Source organism: Streptomyces cinereospinus, from assembly GCF_042430725.1.
Taxonomy (GTDB): Bacteria; Actinomycetota; Actinomycetes; order Streptomycetales; family Streptomycetaceae; genus Streptomyces; species Streptomyces cinereospinus.
Map to the genome: position 1 here is coordinate 1 of NZ_JBHMCY010000012.1, position 20,016 is coordinate 20,016.

Genomic DNA, 20,016 nt, shown 5'->3' on the forward strand with positions numbered 1-20,016 from the left:
ACCACATCAACGAGCCATGGGACGGGAAGCAACACCTTGATGATCTGCAAGCCCTTAGGGTCCAGTAGTCGCGTACGAGTTCCTACTGCTTGACGTCCAGGAATCCTGGAACCCGCGCGCCTTGCCCTGCGAGGCGTCGAAGGTCGCCTTGCCGTCGACGTTCTCGCGCTGGTACTGCTCGATCTGCTCGATCGATCCGAAGTACGTCGCGCTGAACTGCTCGGACTCCAGGAAGATCAGCCCGTACCCCTCGAGGCGGGTGTCGTGGCCGTTGTCCCGCAGCGTCTCGACCATGTCCTCGTAGCCGGGGTTGCCGGGGGCGATGGTGCCGACGAGGGGCAGCCGGTAGTAGTCGCAGCTGATGACCTGGGCCAGGTTGGTCTCGCTGACGTTGTGCGCGGTGCCGTACATGTTAGTGATCGTGATACCCATGAGTGGGTGTCCTTCCCGGGGTAACAGCGGGCGCCCGGTGCGGCCGGGTCGCGGCGGGTTGTGGTTGTTCGGCGAAGCGTCGACGGTACGACTCACGCACGAACCGCGTCCGCGTACTGCGCTTCCAGGTCGGCGCGGCCCTCGGGGTCGTCGCCCTGGAGGTCGTGGTCGTCGGCCTCCTGGTCGACGTCGTCGGGGCCACCATGGACGGTGCAGACGACGTCCTCGTCGTCGTCCAGGTCGCCGTTCAGCGCGCGGTACAGGCAGGTGACGCTGCAGGCGGGCGCCCAGGCTCGGCCGGTGCATTCGTCGTCGCGCGGGCACGGCACCATCACGTCGCCCTCGCCGTCCACGTCGGTGCGCGGGGCGAGGGTGACACCGCGGACCTGGGGCTTGTGGTCAGATATCGGGCACGCCGTTCCACCGGTCCGGGGTCATCGGCGGATCGAGTTGGGATTCATCCTGGGATCCGATTCTTCTTTCTCCGGACCACGGGTCGATGAGGCGCTTGGCCGGTATCTGTGCCGGTTGTCGTTCGCCCGTCTCGCGCAGGAGACGAAGCGGAACTACACGGACGACTACTGCCTGTTCTCCTGTGGGGACGCGGGAAGACATGGCGCGACGCCACAGCAGACGATCTGTGGGACTGCGAGGACTGGCGGACCCGCTCGCTGCGCAATCCGCGCCGGGTGGGTGGGGCACTGTGGACCCCCGGGCTGGCCGCGCTGACCCGGCTGTACGAGTGGGCGGCGCGGCGCGATCACGTGCCGGTCAACCCGGTGCTCATGCGGTCGGTCGTCGGCCGGAGCGGCCAGCGTGTTCTGGTGCCGACGGCCAGGGTGAAGAACGGGCGGACCAGCGAGGTCCGTTGGCTAACGCCGCGGGCATTTCGCCGCTGGCTGGAGGTCGGTCTGCGTGGGCATGGTGCCATCGGCGGGGTGGGCGGGGCGGCTGGCCGACCGCAACGGCGAAGATGGGCGTCTCAGAAAACACGCGGGATCTGCTCTCCGTCGGGGTGGCGGCGACGACCGTGCGGCCGTGCCCCGGCACCCTACGGCGCGGCACTGACGATGCGATTCACGCCGGTGCCGGCTCGCAAGCGTTTGGTGTCCTGCCCGTGGCGGCCGCGATGCTCACGGCCGCCACCACGAGCGTCTCCCCGGCCCCGGTCCCTGCCCGGAGACGACCCTTCCGCCCGCTCGCCGTACCGCTCCCCCAGTCCCGGCCTCGCCGACGGCCGGCACCGTGGTCTGCCAAGGCCATAAGCGAAGCCCCATGCGCCGCGTCCACAGCGGCCACGTCACCAAAACCGAACAGGTCCTCCTGGCCCGCACCGCCGCAATCCCGCTCCCCGCAGCCCGCCATCCGGACCACGACAGCGGCCCAAGCGCCGACAGGCTGGCGCAGCACGATGCCGAAGACGAGGACGACAGCATCGACGACCTCGACGACCTGCCCGACGAAGACACCGGGCCCGCCGCTTCCACCGGCTTCGGGCTCTACGACGCAGACGAGGAAGCCGACAAATGGTGAGCCCGCGCCCGCAGAGCGCACACAGCACGGCCACCGACGGCGAACACGACGTTACCGCCGAGCCCTTTTGGCCCCTGGCCACCTGGCAGGGCTGGCACCGCTTCGCCACCACCGACCCGCCCGCTCCCCCCCAGCCCGAAACCCGCCCGCAGCCGCGACAACGCCTCGCCTACCACTCCGCGTTCGTGACCATCCGCACCCCCGCCATCAGCACCCTCGCCGCCCAGGTCCGCACCCTGATGATCCTCGGCCGCCATCAGCAGGCCACCGCCCGGCCCTCCCTGATGAACACCGGAGTCGCCGCAGCCGGGAAAACCACCGCCCTCCTCCAAGTCGGCCGCCAGCCACCACCCCACACACCGACAAGCCCCCGCCGAGCGTTACGAGCGGTCCACCGCGGCGATGCTGGTGACGCACGACGGGGCGCATCTGGAACGGATGGACCACACGGTCGCCAAGACGGACGGACGGTCGGCTGGCGCCGCCGCTCACCGCGTCGCGCTGATCGCGGGCCATGGAGCGGTTTCCCGAAACGGGAAATCGGTCCAAGGCGTTGACAACGATGTCAGATGCGTGGTCAAGTCTCCGCGCTGGTTCACGGATTCAGGAGAGGGACGCCGATGATGCCCATGCACCAACTGCTGAGGAGAATCCGGGCGCGTACGACGCGGGCCGCCGCAGTCCCGATTGCCGTCGCCATCGCCTGGGGCGGCCTGCTTGCCCCCGCGTACGGCGTACCGGCCTCCGCCGCGCAGGCCGCCGCACCGGTGGCCGACGACCCGGCCGCACTGGTCAACCCCTTCGTCGGCACAGAGAACTTCGGCAACACCTTTCCCGGCGCGAGCGCCCCGTTCGGCATGGTGCAGGTCAGCCCCGACACCGGCGGCCAGGGCGGCTACGACTACCAGCAGGACAAGATCCACGGTTTCAGTCAGACCCATCTCTCCGGCGTCGGCTGCTCCGTGGCGGGCGAACTGCCGCTGATGCCCACCACCGGCCCGGTCGACACCGTCGACCCGGCCCGGTACCGCTCCACGTACGCCCACGACGACGAGCAGGCCGAACCCGGCTACTACCGCGTCGGCCTGAAGACGTACGACATCGGCGCCGAGCTCACCGCCACGCCCCGTACCGGCTGGCAGCGCTACACCTTCCCCGCGACCGGCGCGGCCAACGTCCTGTTCAACACCGGCAAGGCCAACCAGCGCGTGTACGACTCCGAGGTGCACGTCGTCGGCGACCGCACCGTCGAAGGTCGCGTCGAGGCAGGCAACTTCTGCGCCGGCAAGGACCGGCACACGGTCTACTTCACCGCCACCTTCGACCGTCCCTTCGCGTCCCATGGCACCTGGCGCGGCGACACACGCACCCCCGGCGGCCGCGACGCAGCAGGCGAAGGAGGCAACGGCGCCTGGGTGACGTTCGACGCGGCCGCCGACCGGGATGTCGTCGTCAAGGTCGGCCTGTCGTACACGGGCCCGGACGGCGCCCGGAAGAACCTGGCCGCCGAGACGGGGGACTCGTACGACTTCGACGCCACCCGCGCCGCCCTCCACGCCACTTGGCAGCGGCAGCTCGGCTCCGTGAAGGTCGGCGGCGGCACACTCGAGCGGCAGCGGGCCTTCTACACCGCGCTCTACCACGCCCAGTTGCACCCGAACGTCGCCGGCGACGTCGACCGCAGGTACGCGGGCTTCGACGGCAAGGTGCACACCGCCGACGGGTTCACGCCCTACCAGAACCTGTCCCTGTGGGACACCTACCGGCCGCAGAACCAGCTGCTCGAACTGCTCCAGCCGACGGTGGCCCGCGACGTGGCGCTCTCGGTCGTCGCCGCCGGACGCGACGGCGGCTGGCTGCCGCGCTGGGCACTCGCCAACAGCGAGACCAACATCATGACCGGCGACCCGGTGACCCCCTTCCTCGTCGAGGCCTGGTCCAAGGGGCTTCTCGAGGGTCACGAGGACGAGGCGTACGCGCTGCTGCGAGAGAACGCCACCAGCACTCCGCCGGCCGGCTCGCCGTACAACGGCCGCTCCGGCGTGGAGCACTACAAGGCGCGCGGCTACGTCCCCTCCGGCCTGGAACTCGGCAGGGACTGCGCCGACAAGGGCGGCGACAACGATTGCAAGCACCCCGCCTCCGCGACGCTCGAGTACGCCGCGGCCGACGCGTCGCTGGCACTGATGGCCGACGCGCTCGGCCATGGCGCCGACGCCCGGATGTTCGCGGGGCGCGGCCAGTGGTACCGCAACCTGTGGGACGCGGAGATCGCCCAGTTCCGCCCCCGGACGGCCGAGGGGACCTGGCTCACCCCCTACGACCCGGTCGAGGCGGCTCACCAGTTCCACGAGGGCGGCGCCCACCAGTACCAGTGGCTCGTCCCGCAGGACCCGGCCGGACTGGTCTCGCTGATGGGCGGCAGGGCGGCCACCGAGAAGCGGCTCGACGGGTTCTTCGCGTACGACAAGCTGCTCACCGACCCGGAGCGCACCGCCCGCGAGGACTGGATCTCCGCCCCGTACGACTACTACGGCAAGCCCACGTACAACCCGAACAACGAGCCCGACCTGCACGCCCCGTACATGTACCTGTGGGCCGGGGCGCCCGCGAAGACGGCGACCGTCGTGCGCGCCGCGATGACGCTGTTCACCAACGGCCCCGACGGCATGACCGGCAACGACGACCTCGGCACCATGTCCGCCTGGTACGTCTTCTCCTCCCTCGGCCTGTATCCGACGATGAGCGGCGGCGACTTCCTCGCCGTCTCCAGCCCGCAGTTCTCGTCGGCCGTCGTCAGGATCGGCGAGTACGGCACACAGCAGGGCGGCACGCTGACCATCGAGGCGCCGGACGCGAGTGACACCACCCGCTACATCCAGCGCTCGGCCTTCGACGGCAGGGATCTGCGCCGGACCTGGCTGGAGTGGGACGCGCTCGCCCGCGGCGGCACGCTCGCCCACGAGCTGGGGGACAAGCCGTCCTCCTGGGGCACCGGCAAGGAGGCGGAGCCGCCGTCGGTGAACCACGCGGCCGCCGACTCCCGCCGGCACCTGGACGCCTCGTTGCGGGCCGGTTCCGACGTGGTGCCGAAGAGCGACACCGCGCAGACGGCGCACCTTGCGCTCGACGTGCTCGGCCAGGCGCCCGGCGCGCTGCGGGTCACTGTGCGGGCGACGGCGCCCGAGGGGTGGCAGGTGCGGATGCCGTCCGCGTTCGACCTCGACTCCCGCCGGCTGCCCGTGCAGCGCACGGTGGAGCCCGAGGTGACCGTACCGGCCGGAACGGCGCCGGGCACCTACACGGTGCGGTTCGACATCGCGGCTACGGGCGCGGGCAGTCTGAGGCGTGAGGCGACCGTGGAGGTCCGCGAGCCGGGCTCGTGCGCGGCACAGGCGGGCGGTCAGTGCGCGGTGGACCTCGCACGCGAGGCGAACCATGACGGCACCGCGACCGTGGCCGCGTCCGGTGAGGGTGACTTCGACGGCGGCGGTTGGAGCTACGACGCCGCGCTGCTGCCGAAGACGGGCCCGGTGACGTGGGGCGGCGTCACCTACCAGGCGCCCGACGCGTCCGGTACGGCGGCCAACTTCACCGAGGCGCGCGGGCAGTCGCTGCTGCTGCCGGGCGGGAGGCACGGCTCGCTGCGGCTGGTGGCGGCCGCCCACAGCGGCACCGTGTCCACGACGCTCACCGTCCGCTACACCGACGGCACCAGCGCCGAGCTGCCCGTCACGGTGGGCGACTGGGCGGGCTCCGCGCCGGCGGGCAGCACCGTCGCACTGGACATGGACCACCGGATCCGACGCGGCCAGGGCGTCGACGGCCCGTCGGTGCGGCTGTTCGCGACGGCGGCTGCGCTGGCCGCCGACCGGACGGTGCGGTCGCTGAGTCTGCCGGACGACCGGCGGATCGAGGTCTACGCGATCACGCTGGACTGAGACGCGCGTGAGGGGGACCGGCCCCGGGCCCCCTCACGGCCGGGCCTGGCTCTTTCGTATCGAGGCGGCAGCCCAGAGCCCGCTGAAAGTCGCCGTCCTGAAGCCGGTCACGAAGCGCTGCTCCTACGTACATGTCGGCCCGAGGCTGCGACGCTGACGTGGAGGCCCCGGTGCAGCACCGGTACGTACGTCGCAGAGCCCGGAAGGAAACGCGTGCTGCTGCCGCTCCCCCGCAACACGGTGACACCCGGGAGCACAGGGTGCGGCCTGCGAAGCGCCACACAGCCTGCCAGGATCACGGCCACGCGTGACACCCGGCTACAGGTGCCGGGTGATGCGCCGCCCTCGCCGGCCCGCACTGCACTCCGTCAGCGCAGGGCATACCAGGTGAAACCGCGCGCCGTGCAATGGCCTCCGCTTGGCTGGCTCCCATGCTGGTGGGTTGTGGCGCCGCCTCGGCCGTCGTGGTGGCCTGGAGCGCCTTGACGGTTCTGGGTGCGCAGCGGTGAATGAGAGCGGGTGCGTATGGCGAAGCGAGGACGTTCGTCCCTTCGGCAGCGCGCCTGATCGGCAAGCGGGTCCGGGTGCGTCCTTGCTCAAACGCCTCGGCTGCCCGCACACGCCGCGCCTCGGCCAACTGCGGCCGTGACAAGACATCTCAGAGGATTAGCAAGTCAAGTCGTCTGCCCGACCCGGGTGACGGAAGGTGGGGTCGCACCTCATCGATCGGCGTACGTCAACATGGACTGCCCGGCGGAAAATCATGTGGCGGCCTGGCAGGGCGACCTATCGGTGAGGGTAGAGTCCGTGGATCAGATCGAAGACCAGATCTTGGCTGAGGAGCTTGCTGCTCTGGGCGCGGTGAGCGGGGGTAGTGGTCGCTTGGTTCGGGTGGTGGCCAAGCTGATGAGGAAAGACGTCCATGAGATCGATCTACTTGTTCCCTTGCCGTTCGACGATGCGGTGAAGCGCGTCTCCGGTGTGCTCGGGGGCGCGGGCCGCGCAGTCGAGACCGTGTCAGTTGGCTCTGGCGAGGACGAGACGATTCGCGTTGTCGCCAGCGGCGGTGTCGGCGGTCTGAACCCCGTAGTGGTGACGGCGCGGGTGCTGAAGGCCGATGAGGCCGCCTCGGAGGTCTGGCTTCGTGCAGCTGCCAAAGAGGGTCTGATCAGGCAGCGAGCTGGGGAGAAGACCGCCGTCCGTCTCGCCGCTCAGCTGAGCAAGGCAACCGGAGCGGACACGGCAGGTGAGTGAGCAGCGGGCCGACAGCAGCCCGGACCATGCCTGAGCGTCTGACGCTTCCGGAGACAGAGCCAGCGGCGCGAAGGCGCGTTGTTCTCCGCCCGCTCGCGCGGCGCGGGCTGCGCGGCCGGCCCGCCATGTGTGGCCGGCCGGGTGGTGGCCGATGCCGGATACGGCCAGATGCACTCCTTCCGGGCCGCTGTGGCCGATCGCGGTCTGGACTACGTAGTGGCGGTCCGCGGTGACACCAGCGCCCACCCCGGCGAGGCCGTGCCCACCGCGCCGGAGCGAGAGGGGCGGATGGGCGCCCCGCGGCTGCCCCGATACCGCGGGCGGGCCCGGTCCCTGAAGGATCTGGTCACGGCCGCCGGGCGGGGCCGGCTGCGGCGTTGCATCTGGCGGCAGGGCAGCAAAGGCTCGATGGCCGGCCGGTTCATCGTGATGGAGGTCCGCCCCGCCGGTGTCGCGGCGACGAAGGCAGCGCGCGAGGGTGCTGGTGGCCGTGCCGGATGGGACGGCGTTCTGCCCACCGAGACCCTCATCGCCGAGTGGCCAGCGCACCAGGATGAGCCCACCGACTACTGGCTGACCAGCCTGCCCGCCGACACCGCGCTGCGGCAACTGGTCCGCATGGCGAAGATCCGCTGGCGGATCCAACACGACTGCCGCGAGCTCAAGCACGGTCTGGGCCTGGACCACTTCGAGGGTCGCACCTGGCGCGGATGGCACCACCACGTCACCCTCGTCACCGCCGCCCACGCCTTCCTCACCCTCCGGCGCCTGGACCCAAGGCCCACACGCCGGCCTGACCTTCTCCCAGGTCCTCCAGACCCTGCCGGACCTGCTGCTGTGCTGGACCGGCGCCTGCCCCACCTGCCACCGCAACATAGAGGTCGTTTTCGCCCGATGTTTCATCCAGAATCGGCTGTTTGATCTGTGGTGTCGGGTCGCGCCAGGAGATGGTGTTCTCGCTGGTGAGGCGGCGGGCCATGAGGTCGGTCATGGCGAGGTGGGTCATGGTTTCGGAGCGGACGGGCAGGGTTTCATAGTCGCGGGCGAGGCGACGGTGGAGCATGAGCCAGCCGTAGGTGCGCTCGACCGCCCACCGCTTCGGGATCGTGGTGAAGCCCTTGGTCCCGGGTGTGCGTGCGCTGATCTCCATGTCGATGCCGAGGGTGGCGGCATGTTCAACGAGGTGCTGGCGGTAGCCGCCGTCGACCCAGACCTTGCGGATGCCGGGGTGCTCGGCGGCAACCTGGTCCAGGAGACGGGTGCCGGCCACGGAATCCTGCACACTTGCCGCGGTGACCAGCACCGCGAGCAGGAGTCCGAGCGTGTCGGTGACGATGCTCCGCTTGCGTCCCACGATCTTCTTCCCGGCATCGGTGCCCTGGCTGGAGGCGGGGACGCTGGTGGAGGTCTTGACGCTCTGGGCGTCGATCACGCAGGCCGATGGCTCGCCGTTCCGTCCTTCCTTTTCCCGTAGGGGTTGCCTGAGCGGACCGTTGGGCTGGGCGAACACGCCGTCCTGCTGCCACTTGGCGAAGTAGCCGTAGACCGTGTTCCAGTGTGGGAAGTCGTGCGGGAAGCAGCGCCACTGGACCCCGGTGCGGTCCACGTACAAGATCGCATCCATGATGTCGCGCAGGTCATGTTCCGGCGGCCGGCCGAAGTCCAGGGCCCTGCCGCGGCGCTCAAAGCCCCAGGCCGAAAGCACCGGCTCGATCAACTCCCAGCGGGCATCGGACAGATCACTCGGATACGGGCGTCGCGTCGGCATGCTTCCGGCGTACCGCCGCGGACCGAGTGCGCCCAGGCGCACAGCGACAACAACGGAAGCACACGTCCGCAAAAGCCGGGCGTCGGTTGCGTCCAGGGAAGTGGTGTACGGGTTCGACCTGATCCGGGGGTTTGCTCCGGCATCAGGATGGCGCCCGCATAGACGAACGGCCACCGGCTGATCTTCGAGATGTCGAAGCTCGAAGGAGATCAGCACGATGACCGCACCCGACAGTCCGCCCCTGCACGCCCTCGTGGAAGACAACCTCGCCGCGGCGAGTCCCGATCTGCTGCGCGCGATGGTCAAAACGTTCACCGACGCGCTCATGTCCGCGGAGGCCGACACCCTCTGCAACGCCGAATACGGCCAGGTCAGCGACGAACGCGTCAACCACCGCAACGGCTACCGCCCGCGCGAGTGGGACACCCGGGCGAGAACGGTCGAACTCGCCGTCCCCAAGCTGCGCCTGGGCAGTTACTTCCCGCACTGGCTTCTCGAACGGCGTCGGCGGGCCGAGCAGACCCTCATCTCGGTGGTGGCGACCGCCTTCCTGCTGGGCGCCAGCACCCGCAGGGTCGAGAAACTCGCCGAGTCCCTCGGGGTCACCCAGCTGTCGAAGTCCCAGGTCAGCGCGATGGCCAAGCACCTGGACGAGCAGGTTGCCGCATTCCGCAACCGGCCGCTGGACGTCGGCCCCTATACGAGCAGGCGGTGATCGAGATGCTCCATGACTGGCACCGCTCCGGAAGGATCTGCGTCACCCGTGATGGTGTCATTGAGTGGCAGCCTCTGTGAGGAGCACTCCTGAGCCGCTCGCAGGCAGGCCCGCACCGGTGTCCGGCGCGGGCCCGTCCCTTGTTTCGGTGGAAGTTGCTGGTCAGTCCTCCGTTGCGTGGGGAAGGCCGTCGTCCAGGACGATGCGGATGGTCTCGCCTTGCCCGGCGACGCCGGCGAGTCGGGCCGCGATGCGGTGGTAGGAGGTCACAGCCATCGCCCAGTCGCCCTCCCGCGGAGTGGCGGTGGAGCGGGTGTTCCACAGCTCGATCAGCAGGGCGATGAGGGAGCGCCCGGACAGTACGGTCCGGACGCGGCCTTCCTTGAAGTCCTCCACAGCGGGCGGGGTGCGGAAGTGGCTGTGGTCGACGGCCAGGGCAGCGAGCCACTCCCAGGTGTCTCGGTGCGCGATCAGTTCCGCGGAGGCCACACCGGCGGCCTTCAGCAGAAGTACACCGTGGCCGACTTGTGGGTCCTCCGCGCCGGCGGACGCCTGTGGCGTGGCACTGGGAGGCTGGGCGCGGGAAGCGCCCGTGCCCCCTTGGTAAGCGGCCTCGATGGCGTTCTTGAGAGCGAGGTCCTGCTCCTGGCTCGCGGCCTCGGACTGCGGCTGGCGTTCAGCGTTCTCCACGGTTCCCCCCTGAGTGTCGGACGAGGCGGCCGGATGTGCCGAGGTCGCGCTGGTGGAGCCGGAGCCGGCCTCCGCTCCCGACTCCGTCACCTGGGGCGCAGTCTCCTCATGGCCCGTCTGCGTGGCATCGCCGGATGTGGCTGCCAGCGCGAGGGGGCGGAGGACGTCGGCCAGGTCCAGCAGTTGTCGGAGCTCGGCCCGCGTGTCGTTCAGGTCGCTGATCATCCGGTCCTGGCGTCGGCGTACCTCCCGGTTCTCCTCGCGCAGTCCGGTAACGCCCCCCTCGATCTTTTCGAGGATCTTCAGGCGGCTCTGGGCGACCTCGCCGTGCAGGGCGGTCATTCCGACCGTCGGATCGTCGAGACGGTCGAGACGCAGGAGCTGTTGCCGTATCGCCGTCAGTTCCTTCATCGCGTCGCCGAACGCGTCTTTCCACCTCACGTGACCTCCTGGCTACCCTGTGTGATGCGACCGCTCGTATCTCCCCACATGGACTTCGCGTGACGCGATGGTTTCCAGCCCTTCCCTGGCCGGGATCGAATGACCCACCCCCGCACTCCTGTCGTCCGGTCGTCGACGTCGAGGACGGGAGGGTGCTGGCGTACTGCACCGGCGGCCTGGTCCTGGACGTATCCGCCAGGAGCATCCCCGCCCTGGTGGACTGGACGCTTGGTGAGGGGAAGCTCGGGCAGCCGAAGCTGTCCGGGCCGGGCAAGGACGCTGACCCGCTGCTCGTGGTCACCGAGGCCGCCCTGGAGCGCTACGGCCTCCCCGTCGCCCTCGCCGAGGAGGAGCGGCTCGCCGGGCGCCTGCCGGAGGGCCACAAGGTCATCAAGCAGCTGGTCCGCGCGGAGTGGAAGCTGACCAAGCGCGGGTTCGGGCCGTGGGCGCGGATCTACCGCCCGGCCACCGGTTGGAAGCGGGCCTGCGTGCAGCTGTGCATCCCGTCGTGGCAGGCGCTGGACACGCGGCACTGGGCGAGGCCGGGCAGCTTCCGCCGGCGGAGCTCGCCCGCGTGCTGGGCGTGTACGCGTCCCGGGTGATGACGCCGCGCGGCTCCACGGCCGTGACCGGCCTGGAGCTGATGACAGCGCTGCACCCGGCGACCCGGGCCTCCGAGCGGGACGCCGACGGCGAGCGGCACTCCGAGCACAACCCCGGCTCGCTGGGCAAGGATCCGGTCGACCCGGCGCCGTGCGAGGCACCCGACCGCGACCCGGACCTGGCGATCGTCGTCTCGGCGATCAAGGCGACGGTCAAGGGCGGCCTGGGCAAGCTCCGCGAGCGGCCGCGCGGCGAGGGCTGGAGGCCCGGGCGGCCGTGGCGCGCCCTGTCCCGCCCGACGTGGCGGCCGGACATCCGCGCGGCGGTCATCTCCCGCACCCGCATCAACCTGCACCGCAAGATCGTCAAGCACGCGGCATTCACCGGCCAGCACCCCATCGCCATCCTGTCCGACTGCGTCGTCTACGGGTTCGATGGGAACCACTCATCAGCCAGTACCTCAGCGCCCGCGACGGTCAGCCGACGGCGCCTGATGTACTCCGACAGCGGCATCCCGGCGAGCGCCGAGAACATCCGCCGCAGGTGGTACTCCGAGGTGGCCGCCACCCGCGCCAGTTCGCCTACGTCGACGGAGCTGTCGAGCTGCCGCTCGATGTGCTCCATGGCCTGATTGAGCCGCTCCAGCACGCTCGCCTCCAAGATCCCGACCATCGATTCAATCAGGCGCGGCCCTGAACGCCGCACCCGATAAAAGCGGTGCGGCAAGTGTCGGGTGACCGGGACGGGCGGCGCCGCACGATGGAGGCATGGACGACACGACCTTGGTATCCCGCTTCCTCCTCAACGGCTTCGTCAAGCTGGAGGGCGCCGTCGCGCCCCGCGTGGCCGCGAGCTGCGCGCAGCTGCTGTGGCGGGAGACGGGCTGCGACCCGGACGACCCGGAGACGTGGACGCAGCCCGTGCGCTGGGTCGGCGGGATGGCACAGGGACCGTTCGCCGCTGCACCCAACTCCCCGGCCCTGCACCGGGCGTAGGACCTGCTGGTCGGTGCCGGGCGCTGGGAGCCGCGCTACTCGCTCGGCACCTTCCCGCTGCGCTTTCCGCACGAGGAGGAGCCCGACGACGCGGGCTGGCACATCGAGGGCAGCTATGCGGTGGAGGGCGAGACCTGGTCCTTCACCAATCTCCGCTCACACGGCAGGGCCCTGCTGATGCTATTTCTGTTCAGCGAGGTGGGGAAGAAGACGCCCCGACTCGGATCCGGATCGGCTCCCACCTCGACGTGCCGAGGGTGTCGGAGCCGTACGGGGAGGAGGGCGCGAGCGGCCTGGCCATCGCGCCGGACCTCGTGGCGGCATCCGCCCACCGGCCGCTCGCCCTCGCCACCGGTTCCCCAGGTGACGTCTTCCTGTGCCATCCGTTCCTGGTGCACGCAGCGCAGCCGCACCACGGGGCGCGACCGCGCTTCATGGCCCAGCCGCCGCTGATGCCAGCCACGCCGTACGAACTGGAGCGGGCCGACGGCGCGTACTCACCCGTGGAGATCGCAATCCGCCGGGGCCTGGGGAAGGCCACCTCCGGTCCTGACGGGGAGGACACCGGACCCCCAACCAGAATGCTCGGCTCCGCCAAGTAAAGCGCTCATCCGCCGACTCGCGCACTCGGTCACACCGGACCGATGCGGTCCGGGCTCGCTCGCGTACCGGGAACGACGTCACGCCTGGAGCGTGGTGTCCGAATCCGGGCTGCGTGGGGTTGGTACGACGATGCCGGCCTGCTCGGCGGCAAGCGTCTGTTCGACGAACTCTTCAAGAGCGTCGCCGTCTGAGCGACCGTGACGTCCTTCGTCCACGTCGCTTTGTGCCACCAGCAGGACAGCTCGAATCGGTACGCGCCATGGGCGAGCTCCACGTGCTCGATCCATGGCACGTGCCTGCATCGGCGGGTGCGGATGATGTGGCGTTGCGTCGCCTCCACGTGCATCCGGGCGGGGGCGGCGTGGTACCGGGCGGGCAGAGTGCGTCGCTCCAGGCAGCCGCGGCACTCCAGCAGGTGCAGGGCGGCACCCGCCTTGTTCCGAAGGAAGGAGTGCGCGGTGCTCTTTCCCTCGTAGGTGTTGGAGCTGCCGCACAGCGGGCCGCGGACCAGGCCGTGGTCGTGGTCGTGGTCGTGGCAGTGATTCCGGACCGCTGCCCGAGCCTCCGAGCACAGGCGGCACAGGTAACCGTCGGCGCGGGTGCTGCGCGTGCGGGCCGACTCGTACAGCACGCCGCGCAGGTGGCCGGTGTACCGCTGGAAGGTGGCTCCCGAGCACGGCGGGCACAGGGTGACGTAGCCGAGAGGGCTTGGTGTGCGCCAGGCACCCCGAGCGCGGGCCCTGGGCGCGGCAGCGGCTACAGGTCCGGGCTCCGTCCTGGCCGGCCCCGGCCGCGGCGGGCGGGGCCGGCCACGGCGACCAGGTCCTCCGTCACCTGCTCGCGGCGGTCGAGGAGTTAGGCGTAGGCCCTCGGCAGGAGCAGGCTGCCGCCGGAGCGGGTCATCAGCTCCAGCGGCCGGGTGTCAGCGATGTTCGGCGGCGTCCGCTGGAGGCCGCCATGAACTCTTCCCGGGTCAGGTCACCGGGCAGCCCCTGGGCGCCGATACGTTGCCAGCTGTCGTTCCCGTCGTCGTAGTGCCGCTGCTCCTGGTGCTTCTGGCGGGCGTGCCAGTACATTCAGGAGGAGGCGATCTTCTCCCGCCAGTCGGCCCACCCCCGCTCCTCCGGGTCCTGGTCGTCACGCTCGCGGTAGGGCGGCACCTGGAACTCGACGACGTCGCCCAGGTCCAGGCGGAAGTCAGCGAATGCCTGGGCAGCGCGTCGGATGTCCCGTTCGTCGTACGTCCACTTCGACCTGTTCTTGTAGCAGCGGATCGCGATGTCGCCGATGACGACGTGGCCGTGCTGGCGCAGCCGCACCATGTGCACGAGGTCGTCCGGGTCGAGCGGGAGGGCGGATGCGGCGGAGATCTCCGCGAAGTACGTGCGGGCGAGCCGGGGGCTGATCTGGGCCATGCCCGGATGGTGGCAGCGGGGTCTGACAGCGTCCCCTGCGTACTCGCACGTGGGAGCGGATATCCGTAAAGGCGCGCGAGTGCAGGTCTATTCGCCGTCCTGGAAGCCGTGCTCGAAGCCCTTGAGGACGGGGTCCGGTTCGGCAGCCGCGCCGCACAGCGAGCACAGCCGCACCCCCGGCTGCTCGGCTGCGTCCAGCGGCAACACCGGCGCCCCCGCCGGCGCCTCTTCGCAGTCGACGGCGTGCACGACACCGCCCCGACCGGGACCGCGGCCGCCGGCCCTCGCCAGTACCCAGCCGGACGGCCGCCGCCGCACCAGCGCCTCCTGGACGGGCGAGGACGGCTTCAGGTACTCGGTGGGTACAGCATCGTACGAGACGCCGTCCACGGGCCGCACATGGTCAGGAGCGCGCACCCAGACGCGGCGCGGTATTCGGCAGGCTCTACCGAGTCGCCATACTGGTGAAGAGGCGGTATTCGATCCCTGCACTATTCGTGCAGTGGCCTGCGACAGATGGTGCCCACAGCCCGTCGTATCGCCGGTACGGGGGCGCCCGGCGAGCCTTCCTGGACCCGTTGCCCAGGGGTGCCCGTCAACCGGCTTCCGGTGCGCTGTAGGAGAACTTGTGCCCGGCGAAGTCGGCGACGTGGACATACCCAATGCGTTGGTAGAGGGCGTTGCTCGTGGGGTTGTCCGGGTCCGTGAACAGGACAACGTCCGTTGCCCCCGCGGCAAGCGCGCGCCTGCTCGCCTCGACCGTCACAGCTCCCGCGTAGCCGCGGCCGCGGAGGTGGGCGGGGGTGTAGACGGGGTCGATCCGGACCATGCCGCCGATGACCGAGGTCGCGGCTGCCATCGAGACGGGGGCGCCCTCCTGGGTTTCCCAGATCGTGAAGTGCCTGTCGCCGAAACGCGAGTCGTCCCATGCACCGGCGTCGATCAAGTCGATGGAGTGCTGCTCCCCGACGTCGGCACAGAATTCACGGCACCAGCGCACGACTTGCTCACGGTCCTTCCCATCCGTGAGGCGCCCCTGGCCTTTCGGTCGCGGCTGCGGTGGGGTGAGCGAGCCGAGACGGTAAAGATGCGTCCTCCAGAACCTTTCCGGGGCCGCGCCCGTGTGCTGCTGCCATGACTCGGCGAAGGCGCCAGCGGTGTCGTGGTCCGCGATGACGTGGGCCGGTGAGTAGCCGAGGCCGGCCAGGTGGGCAGCCAGGGCGTCAGTCTGCGCGACGGAGAGAGGCGTGAGGCCCAGGCGTCCTCGGGGAGTGAGATAGAAGATCGCGCGAACTTCGCTCTGTGACTCCAGCCGGCCGAACACGGCAGCTTGCTCGTCGTGATCAGCCGCGCTCTGTATCCGCAGCTTCTCGATGTCCGTCAGCGGCGTGTTGTGCAGGGCGGCGCGCGATGACAGGAAGTCCCCGGCTTGAGCAAGGAAGTCGTCGACGTCTTGGGTGAGGTGCCAGTCATCCAGGGGCATGCTTCATGATCCCGTACGGCCTCGACCCGGGGCCGTTTCTTCAACGCTTTTCCGCCACGAACCGTCCCCCTACGGGCTGTCCCGCGATGATCAAGGAGCCCCCGTTCGTGGACCCACGAGCTGTCAGAGGCGACTGTGCGCCGCACCAAGCCGACATGAAGTTCGTTCGCTGAGCCTGGGAAAACCGTTGGACCCGCCGGTGGAAGCGCGTCATAGGGTTCGGGTCACGAGACGCGGTCGGCGGAGAGGGAACGGTAGATGGCGGGACTGTACGAGATCTGGCAGCGGGCAGAGGTGTCGCGCCGGCTCGACGTGTTGTCGGGCTTCATCGCGATGTGCGTGGCGGGGGACGACGACGCGCGACGCCGTCTCGCCCAGCTGGTTGCTGACGCGGACGCGGCCCTCTCCGCCTCGCCCCCGGATTTGTCGGTCGCCTCGGAGCACCTGGACGAACTCGTCTGGTGGGCTGACACGGAGTGGGCCGATCACCCCTATCGTCCTGTGGAGGCCCGGCCGGACGAGGCCGATCGGCAGACGCGTGACTACGCGAAGGACCTCCGGCACGCCGCACTCCCCGTCCGCGTTCGGGACCGGATGGTCGGCATCGAACTCAGTCTCGAAGTGGGATTCCTGGCCTTGTGTCGCCAACCGGGGCTGGACTGCCGGACCCGACAGGACATCTTCTACGTCGCCGGACGTGCTGCGATGGCCCTCGACCTCGGGCACCTGGAAGCGGCAGAGCGCGAGATCCGGCGCATGGAACAGGTGGGTTCCGTGGAGCAACGGGAGAGCCACTGCGGCTGAGTCCCGGCTTTCCGAGGTCCACAGGTGTGGAACTACCTCTCCACGTGGCTGGTGTGATCACGGCGTCGGAACCGCGTTGGATAGCCCCGTTCAGCGGCCTGTAACCGAGCGACTTCCGCAGGCTGAGCGCTATGTTGCGCCGAGAAGGTGCTGCGTTGACTCGCCGGGGGCGCCCCTGGTCACTGCCGCTGGAAGACCGGGTGTTGCTGGTCACGGCGTACTGGCGAATCATTCTGACACTGCGCCGGCTTGCCCCGTTGTTCGGCGTTTCCAAGTCAGCTGCCGACCGCATCATCGACCACGTTGGACCGTTGCTGGCGCTCAAGCAGCGGCAACGCTTCCGCGCCGGCACCGTGCTCATTGCCGACGGCACGCTCGTGTCCACCCGCGATCACAGCGCCGCTGAGCAGTCCACGAACTACAGGTACTCCACCAACCACCAAGTGGTCATCGACGCAGACACACGGATGGTCGTTGTGGTCGGACGGCCTGTGTCCGGGAACCGCAACGACTGCAAGGCATGGGAGTTGTCCGGCGCGAGGACCTCCGTCGGCCGTACCACCGTGACCGCGGACGGCGGTTACAGGGGCACCGGCCCGGTCATCCTTCACCGCCGCGAACCAGGCCGGGCAGAACTCCCAGCCTGGAAAGAGGAACACGACACTTTCCATCGCAAGGTCCGAGCCCGCGTCGAGCACGTCTTTGCCCGCATGAAGAGCTGGAAGATCCTTCGCGACTGCCGCCCGAAAGGCGATGGTGTCCACCACGCCATGCTCGGCATCGCACGCCTACACCACCTGGCCCTCACCGAATAGAGGCAAGCCTGGGAGCGGTACGCCAGGCGACGACTCAAGAGGTCATACACGGGACGAGGCTTAGTCCAGCGCGGGCACGTTGGAGTCCTGCATAGGGCTGGTCCGGCGGAAGGTGTTCACCCGCCCCGCGCCGAGATCCGCAAGAGCACAGGTGAGATTCCTTCTCTGGGTTCACCTGCACGGGCAGCTCGGGCGACGGCCGCATCCGCACCATCACCACCCCGGTCTCACCCGCCTGCGCGAAGCAGATTCTCGGACTCCAGGAGGCCGGTGCGACGGAAGAAGACCTGCATCCGATCGTCGCTGAGGCCGTCATCGAGTCGCATTTCATGGAACAGGGCACCCGCGCTGCTGGCCTGCGCGCCATTTTCACACACGTCCAGTCCATAGATTTCCGGTTTCTGGCACGGTCGAATTCGGGGCCTGCTAAAAACGTATTGTGAGCCGAAGCAAGATAGCTGTCACATAGGCAGGTTTCTTGTCACCGGCGGGGCCTACTGCTGATAGGCGGCTGGTCGCGCGTGAGTGAGTGCGCTCCACCGCTCCAGTTCGTCCAAGTGGCTGCCGACTGCTGTTGCCTGGGCGACCTCTTCGGCTTCCTTCGGTGTCGGTTCACCCTGGCGGGTGATCAACTTCAGCGGCCAGGCCGGAGTGCCCGACTGTTCGCCGTCGAAGGGGTGCCAGTCCCAGGCGGCATCGAACCGCCAGGCGCGCCCGTCCCGGTCGGCAACCTCATCACCCAGTTCGAGGAAGGCGTACGGACGGAAGACCAGCTCGATGCGTATGGGTTCGCCGCCGGCCGGATCGATCGTGTAGCCCTGGTCCTCGAGGGAAGGGTCGTGGGTCTCACCCTGCTGTAGGACCTCAAGGTAGGACGCGGGCCGGGGCAGCATGCCGGTGACCAGGGGCGGATCGAAGCGGTGGACTGCCTGAACATGCACCACGGTCGCGGGGATTCCCACCAGGCAGGTATCGCCCGGCTTCAGTGCGGTCTCCGCCGGCTCCGTCCGGAAGATCTCCCACTCGCGGGCCGCGGGCGTTGGAAGCGCCCTCTGGCCATTCCACCTGAAGTTCTCGGCCTGTGGGTCCACTTCCAACCACGGCCACCGCACGGACACGTGGTAACGGGTGACCCCGGTAACGGTGGTCTCAGTGAACTGGCACTCCAGCAACAGCACGTCACCGGGCCTGTAGTCGTGGCTCATGAACGCATTCTGCATGCCGTCACTGACAGTGGTCGATCGCCTTGGCCAGGTGCTCGGCGTGGGCTTCGAGTAGTGGCTTGAGGGCGCCGTAGTAGGGCTGGTGGTCGGTGGTGCGGAGCCAGTGGAAGACGTTGTGTCGCTCCCGGGTCCAGACGGCACGTAGTGCGGGGTCGGGGGCGATGTGCGGCGGGCAGGGGGCGAAGTCGGGCTCGCCTTCGGTGACGCGGGTCCAGATGTAGGCGCTGACGGCCAGGCGTCGGCGGTCGTCGCTGAGGGGTTTTCGGTGGCTGGTGAGGTCCGGGAGCCGGGTGAGTATGTGCTGCCAGTCCTCGGGTTCCAACGTCCAGGTGGCGAGGACCTCGCGTCGGTGTTGATAGTCGATGACCGGGCCTTTGAGGAGCTCGGCGGTGATGGCGTCGAGGGCCTGTTCGAAGTCGCGGGCTTTGCCGCTGGCGCGGAGGCGGCGGTTCAGCAGCTGCGTGTAGCCCATCCTCTTGTTCTCGGGGTTGATCCCGAGAAACTGGGCGGCTGTGTCCAGGCCGCCGCCGCGTGCGCGCCGGACGAGGAAGACCGCGGCCGCGCGTCGGCGCATCTTCGGCGTGGTGTCCGAGAGGAAGCCGAGGTGGCGGTCGGCGAGTTCCTGGGGCAAGCACGCGGGGATGTGTTCGGGTCGCAGGCCGACGCCGGTGGCGGGGAGGCGGAATCCGCCTTTGCCGGTGCGTCGGAAGGTGGGAACGATCGTGTCGGCGGCCTGCTGGAAGCGCTCGGAGCATGCGCTGCGCTGTTTCTTGAAGACGTTGTCCCAGATCAGGTGCCGTGTGGGCGGGATTCCGGTGCGGTTTCGGTTCTCCTCCGGTGCGAGCGGGGAGAGCGCTTCGCGTAGATCGTCGGCGCTCAGGATGCGATCGGTGACCTGGAGGAGGCCGGCGCAGGCGAGCGCGTCGACGGGTGCCGCGGTGGAGCGGTAGGGGCGGGAGTCGACTCCGTCGTGGATGGCGAGGTGCCGGTCGACGGCGGCGGCGAGGGGGCGGGTGGTGCCGACCGGCTGGATGCGCGGCCAGCAGATCATGACCAGGCCGGTGAGGAGGATGAGTTCGGTGAAGTACTGCTGTGCTTGTCGTTTGGGCCCGGTGGAGGCCGAGCTGGCCAAGGATCTTGCGCTGGAGCTCGAGCAGAGCGGGCCCGGGCTGATGGTGCCGTGGGTCGTGCGCAAGCGGCGCCCCGCAGGGGGCGCCCGGCAGGCTGGTCGGAACGTCCTGGGTCGGTGAGGACCGGCAGTGGGCGGGGTGGACCCTAGCGGCGGCGGGGCGGGGGACCAA

General features: G+C 69.5%; 13 protein-coding genes and 7 pseudogenes. 9 read left to right on the forward strand and 11 right to left on the reverse strand.

Annotated features, from left to right (window positions below):
* Positions 1-54: 54 nt before the first annotated feature.
* On the reverse strand, positions 55-432 hold the full coding sequence (locus tag ACFF45_RS08450) for a hypothetical protein (protein WP_381344082.1): 378 nt from the start codon (positions 430-432) through the stop codon (positions 55-57).
* A gap of 92 nt (positions 433-524) precedes the next feature.
* Positions 525-809: pseudogene (locus ACFF45_RS08455) on the reverse strand (ATP-binding protein); the annotation flags it as partial.
* An 898-nt stretch (positions 810-1,707) separates the two neighbouring features.
* Between ACFF45_RS08455 and ACFF45_RS08460 the strand changes: the two are divergent.
* The 4 genes and pseudogenes from ACFF45_RS08460 to ACFF45_RS08475 form a co-directional block, all read left to right on the forward strand.
* Entirely contained in the window at positions 1,708-1,965 is a 258-nt protein-coding gene (locus ACFF45_RS08460; RefSeq protein WP_381344085.1) for a hypothetical protein, read from the forward strand.
* Positions 1,966-2,594: 629 nt separating this feature from the next.
* A complete protein-coding gene (locus tag ACFF45_RS08465; protein WP_381344337.1) occupies positions 2,595-5,906 on the forward strand; it encodes a GH92 family glycosyl hydrolase in 3,312 nt (1,103 codons plus the stop codon).
* 807 nt (positions 5,907-6,713) lie between these two features.
* Complete coding sequence (locus ACFF45_RS08470) at positions 6,714-7,160, forward strand: hypothetical protein (protein WP_381344087.1); 447 nt, start codon at positions 6,714-6,716, stop codon at positions 7,158-7,160.
* Positions 7,161-7,301: 141 nt separating this feature from the next.
* A pseudogene (locus tag ACFF45_RS08475) lies at positions 7,302-7,946 on the forward strand (IS701 family transposase); the annotation flags it as partial.
* Positions 7,947-8,097: 151 nt separating this feature from the next.
* Here the strand turns inward: ACFF45_RS08475 and ACFF45_RS08480 are convergent.
* Positions 8,098-8,928, reverse strand: a pseudogene (locus ACFF45_RS08480) (IS5 family transposase); the annotation flags it as partial.
* Positions 8,929-9,145: 217 nt separating this feature from the next.
* Here ACFF45_RS08480 and ACFF45_RS08485 point away from each other — a divergent pair.
* A pseudogene (locus ACFF45_RS08485) lies at positions 9,146-9,631 on the forward strand (transposase); the annotation flags it as partial.
* 174 nt (positions 9,632-9,805) lie between these two features.
* Here the strand turns inward: ACFF45_RS08485 and ACFF45_RS08490 are convergent.
* On the reverse strand, positions 9,806-10,774 hold the full coding sequence (locus ACFF45_RS08490; protein WP_381344093.1) for a hypothetical protein: 969 nt from the start codon (positions 10,772-10,774) through the stop codon (positions 9,806-9,808).
* A 128-nt stretch (positions 10,775-10,902) separates the two neighbouring features.
* Here ACFF45_RS08490 and ACFF45_RS08495 point away from each other — a divergent pair.
* Together ACFF45_RS08495 and ACFF45_RS08500 are read left to right on the forward strand one after the other, a co-directional pair.
* Positions 10,903-12,073, forward strand: a pseudogene (locus ACFF45_RS08495) (DUF8841 domain-containing protein); the annotation flags it as partial.
* A 71-nt stretch (positions 12,074-12,144) separates the two neighbouring features.
* Positions 12,145-12,974, forward strand: a pseudogene (locus ACFF45_RS08500) (phytanoyl-CoA dioxygenase family protein).
* A 29-nt stretch (positions 12,975-13,003) separates the two neighbouring features.
* On the opposite strand, the gene ACFF45_RS08505 reads toward ACFF45_RS08500, so the two are convergent.
* The 5 genes from ACFF45_RS08505 to ACFF45_RS08525 all read right to left on the reverse strand — a co-directional run bounded on the left by ACFF45_RS08505 (position 13,004) and on the right by ACFF45_RS08525 (position 15,873).
* On the reverse strand, positions 13,004-13,606 hold the full coding sequence (locus ACFF45_RS08505; RefSeq protein ID WP_381344095.1) for an endonuclease domain-containing protein: 603 nt from the start codon (positions 13,604-13,606) through the stop codon (positions 13,004-13,006).
* A gap of 271 nt (positions 13,607-13,877) precedes the next feature.
* The gene (locus tag ACFF45_RS08510; RefSeq protein WP_381344098.1) at positions 13,878-14,051 is read right to left on the reverse strand and encodes a hypothetical protein; all 174 of its coding nucleotides are present in this window, start codon (positions 14,049-14,051) and stop codon (positions 13,878-13,880) included.
* Positions 14,052-14,390, reverse strand: coding sequence for an endonuclease VII (locus ACFF45_RS08515; protein WP_381344100.1), 339 nt, complete (start codon positions 14,388-14,390; stop codon positions 14,052-14,054).
* Between the two features lie 87 nt (positions 14,391-14,477).
* Positions 14,478-14,780: a DUF6233 domain-containing protein gene (locus ACFF45_RS08520; protein ID WP_381344103.1), complete on the reverse strand. Its 303-nt coding sequence runs from the start codon at positions 14,778-14,780 to the stop codon at positions 14,478-14,480.
* A gap of 205 nt (positions 14,781-14,985) precedes the next feature.
* The gene (locus tag ACFF45_RS08525) at positions 14,986-15,873 is read right to left on the reverse strand and encodes a GNAT family N-acetyltransferase (protein WP_381344105.1); all 888 of its coding nucleotides are present in this window, start codon (positions 15,871-15,873) and stop codon (positions 14,986-14,988) included.
* 258 nt (positions 15,874-16,131) lie between these two features.
* On the opposite strand from ACFF45_RS08525, the gene ACFF45_RS08530 reads away from it, so the two are divergent.
* Both ACFF45_RS08530 and ACFF45_RS08535 read left to right on the forward strand, forming a co-directional pair.
* Positions 16,132-16,677, forward strand: a complete 546-nt coding sequence (locus tag ACFF45_RS08530) for a hypothetical protein (RefSeq protein WP_381344108.1) — start codon at positions 16,132-16,134, stop codon at positions 16,675-16,677.
* Positions 16,678-16,721: 44 nt separating this feature from the next.
* Positions 16,722-17,492 (forward strand): annotated as a pseudogene (locus tag ACFF45_RS08535) (transposase).
* A gap of 494 nt (positions 17,493-17,986) precedes the next feature.
* Here ACFF45_RS08535 and ACFF45_RS08540 read toward each other — a convergent pair.
* Together ACFF45_RS08540 and ACFF45_RS08545 are read right to left on the reverse strand one after the other, a co-directional pair.
* Entirely contained in the window at positions 17,987-18,697 is a 711-nt protein-coding gene (locus ACFF45_RS08540; protein WP_381344111.1) for a hypothetical protein, read from the reverse strand.
* A gap of 19 nt (positions 18,698-18,716) precedes the next feature.
* Positions 18,717-19,847: a hypothetical protein gene (locus ACFF45_RS08545; protein WP_381344114.1), complete on the reverse strand. Its 1,131-nt coding sequence runs from the start codon at positions 19,845-19,847 to the stop codon at positions 18,717-18,719.
* Between the last annotated feature and the right edge of the window lie 169 nt (positions 19,848-20,016).

Coding starts and splice junctions, on each gene's coding strand:
- ACFF45_RS08465 (WP_381344337.1), top strand. CDS start 2,595: ATGCACCAACTGCTGAGGAGAATCCGGGCGCGTACGACGCGGGCCGCC.
- ACFF45_RS08515 (WP_381344100.1), bottom strand. CDS start 14,390: ATGGCCCAGATCAGCCCCCGGCTCGCCCGCACGTACTTCGCGGAGATC.
- ACFF45_RS08450 (WP_381344082.1), bottom strand. CDS start 432: ATGGGTATCACGATCACTAACATGTACGGCACCGCGCACAACGTCAGC.
- ACFF45_RS08460 (WP_381344085.1), top strand. CDS start 1,708: ATGCGCCGCGTCCACAGCGGCCACGTCACCAAAACCGAACAGGTCCTC.
- ACFF45_RS08540 (WP_381344111.1), bottom strand. CDS start 18,697: ATGAGCCACGACTACAGGCCCGGTGACGTGCTGTTGCTGGAGTGCCAG.
- ACFF45_RS08530 (WP_381344108.1), top strand. CDS start 16,132: ATGGCGGGACTGTACGAGATCTGGCAGCGGGCAGAGGTGTCGCGCCGG.
- ACFF45_RS08525 (WP_381344105.1), bottom strand. CDS start 15,873: ATGCCCCTGGATGACTGGCACCTCACCCAAGACGTCGACGACTTCCTT.
- ACFF45_RS08510 (WP_381344098.1), bottom strand. CDS start 14,051: ATGTACTGGCACGCCCGCCAGAAGCACCAGGAGCAGCGGCACTACGAC.